A 12,112-nucleotide genomic window follows, 5' to 3' on the forward strand; every position below is an offset into this window, starting at 1 on the left:
ATGAAGAGAAAATCATCTCTTCAATGATTTAAAATAAGATTGGTTTTTGGAAAAAAATAAAACAGATTCAGACTTCCTTCATATAGGAAACAGGCTTTTGGAGTGGTACAGAAATAATGCAAGAGATCTGCCTTTCAGACAGACAAAAGATCCGTACAAAATCTGGATCTGTGAAATTGTATTTCAGCAGACGAGAATCAATCAGGGATTGAATCATTATAATAACTTTATTAAACGATTTCCTGATGTAAAAACATTGGCAGAAGCTGAAGAAAACGAAGTTTTACTTTATTGGAAAGGATTGGGATATTATTCAAGAGCCATCAATATTCATAAAGCGGCCCAGCAGATCATGAACGATTATCAGGGTGTCTTTCCTCATGAATATGAAGAAATTTTAAAACTGAAAGGAGTAGGGAAATATACTGCAGCAGCTGTTTCAAGCATTTGTTTCGGTGGAAGAATGCCTGCGGTTGACGGGAATTTCTACCGTGTTCTGAGCCGTCTTTTTGCCGATGATTTTGATATTTCAAATTCAAGAGCGTTTACCTATTTTTCTGAACTGGCCGCCCTGGTAATGCCGGAAAATGTAGGAGACTTTAATCAGGCTATGATGGATATCGGCTCGGAAATCTGTAAACCCAAAAATCCGTTGTGCGGAGAATGCCCTGTAAATGAAGATTGTCTGGCACTTTCCATGCAAAAAATTTCAGATTATCCTGTAAAAACGAAAAAAGTAAAAGCAGAAGATCTTGCTTTGACTTATTATTTTGTTCATAGAAAAGGACAGTTTCTGATCCGTCAGAGAGCAGATGACTTCATATGGAAGAAATTATTTGAATTTCCAACAGCTATTCCTTCCGATATGGAATCCTTCATTACAGGTTCAAAAACAGTTACTCATAAACTGACTCATAAGAATTTAAGCATTGAAATTTGGAATGTCGAAGTTACTTCAGAAAGACAATGGAATGATTTTATCGCTGAAAATCAATACCTGATTACAGATCTTGAAGGCTCTCATGAAAAATCCTTTCCGAAACCTTTGGAAATTTACATTCAAAACGCACTGAAAGACTGAAATTTGTCTTCCGAAATCTGAAATCTAATTTGTACTTTTGCAAAATGATTAAAAAAGTCATTTTTATTTTTGTATCGCTGCTTTTAATTTCATGTGGAAAAGACCCTTCACCCAAACCTTATGGAGAACTGCGTCTTGAATATCCCGCACCGAAATACCAGAAGTTTGAAAACGATTGCGCCTATACCTTTGAGTATTCGGACTTTGCTTCCATAACGCCAGCCAAAAAACCTTGCTGGTTTTATCTGAACTATCCGAAAATGAAAGCTAAGCTTTTCGTTACTTATTATCCGATACAAAACGACTTTGCTGACCATATCAAGGAAGCTGAAAAAATGGTGTATGAACATACCATCAAAGCCAGTTCTATAGATACAAAATCCTTCGAATACCCTGAAAAGAAAGTATACGGGAACTTCTATGAACTGAAAGGGCAGAGCGCTTCCAATCTTCAGTTTTACATTACAGACAGTACGAAACACTTCGTAACTGCTTACTTATACTTTAATACGAGACCGAAACCGGACTCTCTTGCTCCTGCAGTAAATTATATCAAAAATGATATGAAACATCTGCTGGACACTTTTGAATGGAAAAAATAATTTACTTTTAATATACATTGAAAAATATATGAAACTTTTAGTTGTAGGAAGTGTTGCATTTGATGCAATTGAAACACCATTTGGTAAAACGGACAAAATTTTAGGAGGTGCAGCCACTTATATCGGGATCACTTCATCAATTTTAGGCGTTAAATCCGGAATTGTTTCTGTAGTAGGAGGAGACTTTCCACAGGAACATCTGGACATGTTCACAGACAGAGAGGTAAACATTGAAGGAATTGAAATCGTGAAAGAAGGAAAAACATTCTTCTGGTCCGGAAAATACCACAACGATCTGAATACAAGAGATACTTTGGCTACAGAAGTAAACGTATTGGAGAACTTTGATCCGAAAATCCCGGATTCAATGCAGGATGCCGAAATTTTACTACTTGGAAACCTACATCCTGGAGTTCAGTTATCTGTACTTGAAAAAATGAACAACCGTCCTAAGCTGGTTATCCTTGATACCATGAACTTCTGGATGGATTCTGCATGGGATATTTTAATGGATATGATTGCTAAAACAGATGTTATTACCATCAATGATGAAGAGGCAAGACAGCTTTCAGGAGAATATTCTTTAGTGAAAGCAGCTAAAAAGATCCACACTATGGGTCCTGAATATGTAATTATCAAAAAAGGAGAGCACGGAGCTTTACTTTTCCATGATAATAAAGTATTTGCAATCCCGGCACTTCCGTTAGAAGATGTTTTCGATCCTACAGGAGCCGGAGATACTTTCGCAGGAGGTTTCGCGGCATATCTTGCTAAAAAAGGAAAAATTGATTTCGAAACGATGAAGTCTGCTCTTATCGTAGGATCTGCAATGGCTTCATTCACCGTAGAGAAATTCGGAACAGAAAGGATAGAGGAAGTAAACGAAGCGGATATGTTCAGCAGATTGAGACAATTCAAAGAATTGACAACATTTGATGTTGAACTGCAATAAATAAGTCTTTTTAAGAAATATTTATAATAAAAAATTGAGTGAAATTCGTTAAGAATTCTAAATTTGCAACTTGTTAAAATAGTAAAATGACAAATAAACTAAAAATCACTTTTCTTCTTGGGATTTTCATCATGATATTCTCTTCAAATATGATGAATGCCCAGCTAAAACAAGGAGATTTGGTGGATGGTATTGCCGCTGTTATCGGGGATGAGATTGTATTGGAATCTGATGTAATCGAGCAGATGAATTATGGTAAACAACAGGGAGCTGCCAACACAGACAAATGTGAATTCCTGGAAAACCTTATCAGCAATAAACTTCTCGTATACGAAGCCAAAAAAGATACGTTAATTGAAAACCGTTCTGCAGCAATCAAAGAACAAGCTAATGCAAAATACCGTCAGATGCTTTCTCAGTTTCCGGATGAAAAAACAATGCTTGCAGCCTATAAGTTCAGAAATTCTTATGAACTGAAAAATGCTATTGAAAAAATAGATACAGACCAGTATTACGGACAGGCGAAGTACCAGAGAGTTACTGATAAAGCAGACGTAACTCCAAATGAGGTAACTGATTTCTACAATATGTATAAAACACAGCTGCCACAGGTAAAGGATGAAGTTACTTTAGCTCAGATTATGATCTATCCGTCACTTACAGAAGCTCACAAACAAGACCTTATCAACAGACTGAAAAAAATCAAGCAGGATATTATCGGAGGGGAAACTTTCGAAAGCCAGGCAAGAATTTATTCTGAAGATGAAGGGTCAGCAGCCAACGGAGGATTATATAAGAATATCAATAAAGGGCAGATGGTGAAGCCATTCGAAGCTGCTGCATTGAACCTTCAGGAAAATGAAATCTCAGATCCTGTTGAATCTGAATTCGGATTCCACATTATTCAGTTGGTGAAAAGATCCGGTAAAGTATATGATGCAAGACACATCTTGTTGAAAGCTGTTCCTACTGATGATGAGATCAAAACTGCAAAAGCAAAATTAGACAGTATCAGAGGTCTTATTATCGATGGTAAAATGACATTCAAAGATGCCGCTTTTAAATTCTCAGATGATAAAAGAACAAAGTTCAACGCAGGGATCATTCCTGGAGCTGATGGTTCTGATAAAATTGAAAGAGAAAGTATCCCTGGAACAATCAGCTACGAATTGGCAGGTTTAAACAAAGGTGATATCACTACTGCTTTTGAAGATGAAGAGAACAAGAGAAAACAAATCAAGATCATCAAAGTGGAAGATGTGATTCCTTCTCACCAGATTACGCTGGAAACAGATTTCAGCAGAATCAAGCAGATGGCACTGAATAAAAAGAAAAGTGAAATGGTTGAAAAGTTTGTCAACTCCAAGTTGCCGACAACCTTTATTTCAATTGACGGACGTTACGACAGCTGTAACTTTAAGTCTAACTGGAAGAAACAATCCTTAACAAAATAAAATCAAAACCTTCAGAATTTCTGAAGGTTTTTTTTATCATCGAAATTTATAAAGACGAAAATCCACGATGGAAAATATGGACAGATATTTCCCGGAAAACCATTGTTTTTAGTATTTTTACGCATGAGCAATTTTATAGATTTTAACGCTGCAAAAAAACTTCATGACATGGAGGCCACACACAATAGAATTTCACACCTTTTTACTATTAAATATCCCATTATCCAGGCTGGTATGATCTGGCATTCAGGATGGAGACTTGCTTCTGCCGTTTCCAACTGTGGAGGATTGGGAATAATAGGAGCAGGAAGTATGTATCCTGATATCCTGAGAGAAAATATCCGGAAATGTAAACTGGCAACAGATAAGCCATTCGGGGTAAATGTACCGATGTTATATCCTAATATTGAGGAAATCATTCAGATCATCCTTGAAGAAGGAGTGAAAATTGTATTTACATCAGCCGGTAACCCGAAAACCTATACGGAAACCCTTCAGAAAGAAGGAATAAAAGTAGCTCACGTTGTTTCTTCCACCAAATTCGCTGTAAAATGTGAAGATGCCGGGGTAGATGCCATTGTTGCAGAAGGTTTCGAAGCAGGAGGCCACAACGGAAGAGATGAAACCACCACATTCTGTCTTATTCCGAATGTAAAGAAACATATTTCTAAACCGTTAATCGCTGCCGGAGGAATTGCTTTAGGTTCACAAATTAAGGCTGCAATGATTCTCGGTGCAGATGGTGTACAGATCGGTTCCCGTTTTGCTGCTACCCACGAAGCAAGTGCCCATGAAAACTGGAAAAAGAAAATCACGGAACTGCAGGAAGGAGATACCCATCTTACGTTGAAAGAGCTGGCGCCTGTAAGAATGGTTAAAAATAAATTCTTCAATGAGCTGGAAGATATTTATGTGAACGGAAGAAATAAAGACGCTTTAATTGCCTCTTTAGGAAGAGCCAGAGCAAAAAAAGGAATGTTTGAAGGAGATATGGAAGAGGGAGAACTTGAAATAGGCCAGGTTTCTGCTTTAATTGATGAAGTTCTTCCGGTGGAAACTGTTTTCAGCCATCTTTTAAAAGAATTTGAAGAAACGAAAATGCCAACTTTTTAAATATAATTTTATTCAATGGCGGGAAGAATAATAGATGTAAAGGGACAAAAATTATATATCGAACACAATAATCAACTTCGAGACAGGCCTACCATTGTTTTTCTGCATGATTCATTAGGATCTGTGCAGCTTTGGAGGGATTTTCCGGCTAAGCTGGCTGAGATCACACAATGCAATACCCTTGCTTATGACCGGTTAGGATACGGAAAATCATTCCCCATGCCTACTCATGTAAGACCCGTAAATTATATGGAACTGGAAGCAGATCTGTTGAGTAATGTATTGGCTGAAATGAATATTGATAACGTTGTCCTGTTCGGGCACAGTGATGGGGGAACAATAGCCTTGATCACCGCTGCAAAAGATCCCGAAAGAATAAAAGCCGTTATCTGTGAAGCTGGTCATATTTTTGTGGAAGAGGTAACTTTAAAAGGAATTTACGACGCCTGGGAAGCTTACAAAACAACCAATCTTCCCGAACGTTTACAGAAATATCATGGTGATAAAGTAGAAATGCTTTTCAGAGCCTGGACAGAAACCTGGACACGGGATGATTACAGAACCTGGAATATAGAGTATTTACTAAAAGATATTACAGCTCCATTGTTATTTATTCAGGGAGAGGCTGATGAATACGGAACACTGGATCAGGTAGAAAAAACAGTGACTCAGGTCAGTGGAAGGTCGGAAAAATATATCATTCCCGGTATAGGCCATACACCGCATAAAGAAGTACCTGAACTTGTATTGGAGAAAGCGGCCGGATTTATCAGCAATTATTTCTAATATACAATATCAGACAAGGCACCTGTTAACGGGTGTCTTTGTCTTGTTAAATAAACAGATTGATCTATTTTTATTTCAATAACTGAAGTTCAGCCACAATATTTTCCTTTGCCCGGGCTTCATATCTTTCTTTAAAATATTCTGTTTTAAAGATACTTTCAAGTTCAAGGAAATGTTTGAGTACTTTTTTTCGTCCCGGTTTATACAGAAAATCAGGGTAGATGGAATACTCTTTTCTTATATTCTGAGTGTATTCCAGATAGGTTTTTAAATCCTTTCCCAATACAGAAAGATCAGCATCCAGAAGATAATTGGTATCGTCATCATCAGAGCGTTGGTGAGATTTTGTTGCCAGAATCTGCGAAGAAATGAGTGAAATTTTATTTCTATCTATATCAAGTTCTCCAAGCCTTTTTTCTGCTTTGGCCGCACTTTTTTCCTCATTAGACTTAGAAGAAGCATCGTAGATAACGTCATGGTAAAACACGGAGAAAGAAATGGCTGTAAAATCTGAAATATCGCTTTTCACAGCTTCAAGTTCACTGAACATATTTTCAAGATGAAGAAGATTGTGGTAGTGCCTGCCTTTTTCAGAATATCTGGTTTCAACTTCGTTCCACAGGCTGTCGATCAGCTGTTTGTTTTCGGTGAATGAAGAACAAAGCGTTTCAAAATAGTTTTTCAGATTCATAGAAATAAGATATAAAAAAAGGAACTTTTAAAAAGTTCCCTGATTTGCTTCCAGAACAGCCTTCAGCTCAGCCCAGCCTCCGCCGTTGTAACCGTCCTTTAATCCTTGACCGTTAAGATAATCCAATGCTTTTCCGCTTCTGTTTCCACTTCTGCAGAATAAGATAACAGGCTTTTCAATAGATAGGATCTCATCCTGTCTGTCTTCTACTTCGCCTAAAGGAATATTCTTGGCACCATCTATATTACCGTCCATTTCAAGCTCCATTGGCTCACGAACGTCGATTAATTCATAGTTTCCTGATTGTATTACTTCTATTAAAGACATAGTTGTTGGTTTAAACATTAAATTAGAAACGAAATTACGTATTTTTTTTTTGAAAAAAATCCTAATTAAAACATAATTTTTTCAGAAAAGAACCATCAGTGGGATGTACTTTCGCAGAAATCTGAAGATTGATAAAATAATCTTAATTTTGCAGTGTGAAATTAATGAATGCAGACGCTGAAAAATATTCCCAACTCATAAAATCCAGGGCAAAAAGTTTTGGATTCCAGAGTTGTGGCATTTCCAAAGCTGATTTTCTGGAGGAAGAAGCTCCCCATCTTGAAAAATGGCTGAAGAATAATTATAACGGCGAAATGAAGTATATGGAAAATCATTTCGACAAAAGACTTGATCCGAGACTATTGGTAGAAGGTTCAAAATCTGTAATTTCACTTTCTTACAATTACTTTCCTGAAGAAAAAATTTCTACGCTGGAGAACTTTAAAATCTCAAAATATGCTTATGCAGAAGACTATCATGAAGTAATCAAAGAAATACTCCGTGAAATGGTTGCAGAGCTGCAGGAAGAAATAGGGGAATTTGGATTCCGTGTCTTTGTAGATTCTGCACCGGTTCTGGAAAGAGCCTGGGCTAAGAAGTCAGGAATAGGCTGGGTAGGGAAAAATGCCAACCTTATTACCAAACAAAGCGGTTCTTTTTATTTTCTGGCCGAAATCATCTGCGATCTGGAGCTGATTCCTGACCACGCCACTACAGATCATTGCGGAAGCTGCAGAAAATGTATAGATGCGTGTCCTACAGATGCCATTGTTTCTGAGAAAATTATAGATGGAAGCCGATGCATTTCTTATGCAACCATAGAACTCAAAAATGAAATTCCGGATTATTTTAAGGATAAAATGGAAGACTGGATGTTTGGCTGCGATATCTGTCAGGATGTCTGCCCCTGGAACAGATTCTCAGCGCCCAATAAACAGAGCCGTTTCCAGCCCAATGAAGCCTTGAAAGACTTTAAAAAAGGAGAATGGAAAGAACTTACCCAGGAAATTTTCTCAGAAATCTTTAGAAAATCTCCCGTAAAAAGAACCAAGTTTGCCGGTCTCAAGAGAAATATTGAGTTTTTACAGAAGACTTCCGACTGATTTTTCTCTGAACTTTCGGTGACAATTCCTCTTTTGGAATTTTTTGAAGTTCCAAACCAGAGCTGATAATTGACCATTCCTTAAATTTTTCGCTTCAAGGAGGTGAAGATTTATATCAATAAGTTTCTTAAAAAGCCTTTCCTATAAAGAAAAATTGATTTTCAGGAGATCAGAATCTCACCGAAAATCAACGTCTTTTTTGTATTCTTTTAGGAGCAGTTTTTACTCTTATTTTAAACCTTTTTTGGGATTTAGTATTTTTACGCATATTTATGAATATTTCGTAACTAAATATAGCCATTTTTTCGATTAAAACAAATACTTTTACTAAAAATTAAAGATTAAATTTTATTAAAAAACATGACTATGAAAACGATATTAATGTATATCCTGAAAGTGCTAGGAATTATTTTAGGAATTGTGATTATTTACGTAATCCTTGGGCTGCTGATTCCCTATATTCCCGTTTCAGCAAAAGATGACGGACAGAAGAAAGAAATCCCAATCTATATTTATACCAACGGAGTGCATACCGATATCGTAATGCCCGTAAAAAATGACCTTCAGGACTGGAGCCGGAAAATTCCTTTTGCCAATACCAGATCAAAAAAGACAGATTATCAGTATATAGGAATAGGATGGGGAGACAAAGGGTTTTATCTTGATACTCCTACTTGGGCAGATCTGAAATTTTCAACAGCCATAAAAGCAGCATTCTGGCTAAGTGATTCCGCAATGCACTGTACCTATTATAATACGATGAAAGAAGGCGACGACTGTAAAATGATTATGATTAGCAGAAATCAATATCAGAATCTGGTAAAATTTGTAGAAGATAAATTTGACAGAGACCAGAACGGAAACTTCATGTTGATTCCAACAGATGCCGTGTACGGTGATAATGATGCCTTTTACGATGCAAAAGGAACTTACAGCTTTCTTTATACCTGCAATACCTGGAGCAATAACGCTTTAAAAGCTGCAGGACAAAAGGCCGCACTTTGGACCCCTTCAGATTTCGGAATTTTTCAACACTATAAATAATACATGAAGAGGATTTATCTGTTGTTCATTATCTTTTTGGTGGGTTCATGTTCCCAGGAAAGGAAAAGCAATACAATAATAACCAATAGACCTCTGGCGGCAGAAAAGAAACCTGAAGCCGATCTTTCCAAAATAAAAAGTAAAGCGAAAGAAGCATTGAAATTCTGTGATTCAAAGAATCTCAGCAAAGACTTCTGCATTCTTATTGATATGAGCCTTCATTCCGGTGTTAACCGTTTTTTTATCTGGGATTTTAAAAATAATAAGATTTCGAAACAATATCTGGTAGGACATGGCTGCGGTTCCAATTCATGGAGTAAAGATGATTCTAAAGCCAATCCGGCTTTCAGTAATGAAGACGGAAGCCATCTATCCTCTTTAGGGAAATATAAGCTTGAAGGAAGAGGCTACAGCGACTGGGGAATCAATATCAAATACCTGATGCACGGTCTCGAAGAAACCAACAATAATGCTTTAAAAAGATTTATTGTCTTTCATTCATGGGATATGATGAGCGATAATGAAGTTTTCCCAAACGGATCTCCCGAAGGATGGGGATGCCCGACTGTTTCCAACAACGCCATGAAAGAAATTGATCCGATGATTCAGAAATCGGGAAAACCTGTACTGATGTGGATCTATAATTAAATCTTTACCTTTGTTTCATAACAATCGTGTTAACTGATTCCACCTTATGAAACATACCCTTTTCCGCGAACAACAGCTCAATTGTGATATAGAAACGGCCTGGAAGTTCTTTTCCTCAGCCAACAATCTTTCAGAAATTACTCCGAAGGACATGGGCTTCATTGTATTGACAAAAATGGAAAACGATGAAATCTACGAAGGAATGCTCATCGATTATTATGTGTCACCATTGTTCGGTATCAAAATGAAGTGGCAGACCGAGATCACCCACGTTGATTTCCAGAAAAGCTTTATTGATTTTCAGAAAAAAGGACCGTACAAATTATGGAACCATCATCATGAATTTATTCCCAATGAAGAAGGTGTTCTGATGAGAGACACCATAGATTATGAACTTCCCATGGGATTTTTAGGTGAAATTGCCCATCGCCTTTTCGTCAGAAAGAAACTGGAACATATCTTTGATTACCGTTTTAGAATACTGAGCAAATTGTTCTAAATACTCAATAGAAATGGGCTTTAGCCCGTTTGGATAAAAAAAACAAAATTTAGAGTCAAAACTTAAAAGAGTCAATAATCAGATATATTACATCGCTTATTTTATTCTGAATTGCAGAGTATATTCTCTGCGGAATGGCAGACTGCATGAATAAACTTCGCGGTCAATTGCCATTCCGCAGGAATTCAAATACGAATGAGTAGAATTATTCACTAATTGTTTAAGTTTTTTTAACAATTCCATGGCCGGATTTTCCAGGAGAAATGCCTATTTTTGCACAACTATCGTTTTTACTGAAAAACTAAAGTATTCTGATTGACATGGCAGGTCTGAGGTCATTTTTCTTATTCTATATCATACTGGTTTTTTCCCTTTTCAATTCGAATTGGGCGGAAAAATCATTGAGAAATATCCCTCATGTTCCTCCTGTAACCAATATTCATGTTCTGGATGTTTACGAGGAAGCAGATATGAACACGCATGCGCTGCCTGCTGCCTCAAAAATTGTAAAACATTCAGTTAAAAAAAATGATTCTGCCATTGCAGACTTTTCAGGAATATTAAAAGTTATTCCAAAAATTTCCCTTCCTGAGATTGCGGTTTCCACTATTTGTGGTGTTAAATCCTTTCTCCATCTCCTCCAGCTGTATTAGGTTTAAGTTTCTGAATGCCAAATCATTTTAACGGAAATCTTATAACTTAAACATTTAAAAATGTATTTTAAAACTGTAATAATTTGCATTCTTGCAACATTATTCGCTGTGTCATGCAGTAAAGACAAGAAAAAAAACAATCAAAAAGATAAAGAAGTTCCCGTACTGGAAATCAAGGAAAAAGATACATTGGTGAGCAACCAGTTTGTCACTGATATCCAGGCTAAAAAAAACGTTGAAATGCGTTCCAGAATCGGAGGTATTATCCAGCATATCTATGTTAACGAGGGACAGTTTGTTCAGCAGGGACAGGCTTTATTCAAAATTAATGATGCTGAGCTGCAGATGGAACTTCTGAAAGCCAATGCAGCATTAAAACAGACTGAGGCAGACGTTCGTATTGCAGAAGTAGAGCTGAAGCAGATTCAGAGTCTTCATGCCAAGAAATTTGTAGCCAATAACGAGCTGGAAATGGTAAAGGCAAAACTGTCTTCAGCAAAGGCAAAACATGCCTTTGCCGATGCAGAAAAAAGAACCGTTCTTCAGAAAATAAGTTTTACAAGAATTACAGCACCTTTTGATGGAGTGATTGATGTGATTCCTCATAAAGACGGAAGTTTAGTGGAAAACGGAACTTTATTAACCACCCTTTCACAACTGAACGAGGTGTATGCTTATTTCTCCATTCCTGAAAACCTATACTTTGAACTTTTAGCTAACGATAAAATCGGAAATCATCAAAAAATTGAATTGACGCTGCCTAATGGAGTCAATTACCAGTTCAACGGAGCTTTGAAAACAGCCGAAGGGGAAATCGACAGAACCACTGGTTCTATTCGATATAAAGTGCTTTTCCCGAATCCGGACCGTTTGATCAAACACGGTACTTCCGGGAAGCTTATCATTTCCGAACAGCAGGATAATGCGATCCTTATTCCACAAAAATCGACCTTCTCCATTCAGGATAAGACCTATGTTTTTGTTGTGGATAAACAGAATAAAGTGAAAATGACCAATATTAAGATCGGAACTACCCTGAGAGATTCTTATATGGTGGAAAGTGGTCTTAAAAAAGGAGATTTAATCATTTATGAAGGAACTCAGTCTTTGAAAGATGGAGATATCATCAAAATCAAAAAGAAGTATTAACCTTTCATAA

Annotated in this window: 14 protein-coding genes; 12 read left to right on the forward strand and 2 right to left on the reverse strand. The window is 36.9% G+C overall.

Features of this window, described 5'->3' with window-relative positions; translation table 11 throughout:
- Positions 1–46 precede the first annotated feature (46 nt).
- The 6 genes from mutY (at position 47) to V0410_RS21440 (ending at position 5,988) form a co-directional block, all read left to right on the forward strand.
- A complete protein-coding gene (gene mutY, locus V0410_RS21415) occupies positions 47–1,081 on the forward strand; it encodes an A/G-specific adenine glycosylase (RefSeq protein ID WP_330745557.1) in 1,035 nt (344 codons plus the stop codon).
- Positions 1,082–1,125: 44 nt separating this feature from the next.
- Positions 1,126–1,683 carry a gliding motility lipoprotein GldD gene (gene gldD, locus V0410_RS21420; RefSeq protein WP_110009162.1) on the forward strand — a complete coding sequence of 186 codons (558 nt, stop codon included), beginning with the start codon at positions 1,126–1,128 and terminating at the stop codon, positions 1,681–1,683.
- Between the two features lie 28 nt (positions 1,684–1,711).
- Positions 1,712–2,635 (forward strand): PfkB family carbohydrate kinase, encoded by a 924-nt coding sequence (locus V0410_RS21425; RefSeq protein ID WP_034692120.1) that lies wholly within the window; start codon positions 1,712–1,714, stop codon positions 2,633–2,635.
- An 86-nt stretch (positions 2,636–2,721) separates the two neighbouring features.
- On the forward strand, positions 2,722–4,089 hold the full coding sequence (locus V0410_RS21430) for a peptidylprolyl isomerase (RefSeq protein ID WP_137906169.1): 1,368 nt from the start codon (positions 2,722–2,724) through the stop codon (positions 4,087–4,089).
- Between the two features lie 168 nt (positions 4,090–4,257).
- Positions 4,258–5,202, forward strand: a complete 945-nt coding sequence (locus V0410_RS21435; protein ID WP_330747736.1) for an NAD(P)H-dependent flavin oxidoreductase — start codon at positions 4,258–4,260, stop codon at positions 5,200–5,202.
- 15 nt (positions 5,203–5,217) lie between these two features.
- The gene (locus V0410_RS21440; RefSeq protein WP_330745558.1) at positions 5,218–5,988 is read left to right on the forward strand and encodes an alpha/beta fold hydrolase; all 771 of its coding nucleotides are present in this window, start codon (positions 5,218–5,220) and stop codon (positions 5,986–5,988) included.
- 70 nt (positions 5,989–6,058) lie between these two features.
- On the opposite strand, the gene V0410_RS21445 is transcribed toward V0410_RS21440, so the two are convergent.
- Both V0410_RS21445 and V0410_RS21450 read right to left on the reverse strand, forming a co-directional pair.
- A complete protein-coding gene (locus V0410_RS21445; protein WP_330745559.1) occupies positions 6,059–6,679 on the reverse strand; it encodes an HD domain-containing protein in 621 nt (206 codons plus the stop codon).
- Positions 6,680–6,706: 27 nt separating this feature from the next.
- The gene (locus tag V0410_RS21450) at positions 6,707–7,006 is read right to left on the reverse strand and encodes a rhodanese-like domain-containing protein (protein ID WP_330745560.1); all 300 of its coding nucleotides are present in this window, start codon (positions 7,004–7,006) and stop codon (positions 6,707–6,709) included.
- A gap of 164 nt (positions 7,007–7,170) precedes the next feature.
- Between V0410_RS21450 and queG the strand changes: the two genes are divergently transcribed.
- The 6 genes from queG (at position 7,171) to V0410_RS21480 (ending at position 12,102) form a co-directional block, all read left to right on the forward strand.
- Positions 7,171–8,109: a tRNA epoxyqueuosine(34) reductase QueG gene (gene queG, locus V0410_RS21455; protein ID WP_330747738.1), complete on the forward strand. Its 939-nt coding sequence runs from the start codon at positions 7,171–7,173 to the stop codon at positions 8,107–8,109.
- A 366-nt stretch (positions 8,110–8,475) separates the two neighbouring features.
- Positions 8,476–9,153 (forward strand): TIGR02117 family protein, encoded by a 678-nt coding sequence (locus V0410_RS21460; protein ID WP_330745561.1) that lies wholly within the window; start codon positions 8,476–8,478, stop codon positions 9,151–9,153.
- A gap of 3 nt (positions 9,154–9,156) precedes the next feature.
- A complete protein-coding gene (locus V0410_RS21465) occupies positions 9,157–9,801 on the forward strand; it encodes a murein L,D-transpeptidase catalytic domain-containing protein (protein ID WP_330745562.1) in 645 nt (214 codons plus the stop codon).
- A 46-nt stretch (positions 9,802–9,847) separates the two neighbouring features.
- Positions 9,848–10,300 (forward strand): SRPBCC family protein, encoded by a 453-nt coding sequence (locus V0410_RS21470; RefSeq protein WP_330745563.1) that lies wholly within the window; start codon positions 9,848–9,850, stop codon positions 10,298–10,300.
- Positions 10,301–10,701: 401 nt separating this feature from the next.
- Positions 10,702–10,953, forward strand: coding sequence for a hypothetical protein (locus V0410_RS21475; protein ID WP_330745564.1), 252 nt, complete (start codon positions 10,702–10,704; stop codon positions 10,951–10,953).
- Positions 10,954–11,013: 60 nt separating this feature from the next.
- A complete protein-coding gene (locus V0410_RS21480) occupies positions 11,014–12,102 on the forward strand; it encodes an efflux RND transporter periplasmic adaptor subunit (RefSeq protein ID WP_110009172.1) in 1,089 nt (362 codons plus the stop codon).
- The last annotated feature ends 10 nt before the right edge of the window (positions 12,103–12,112 follow it).

Source organism: Chryseobacterium sp. CP-77, from assembly GCF_036362765.1.
Taxonomy (GTDB): Bacteria; Bacteroidota; Bacteroidia; order Flavobacteriales; family Weeksellaceae; genus Chryseobacterium; species Chryseobacterium cupriresistens.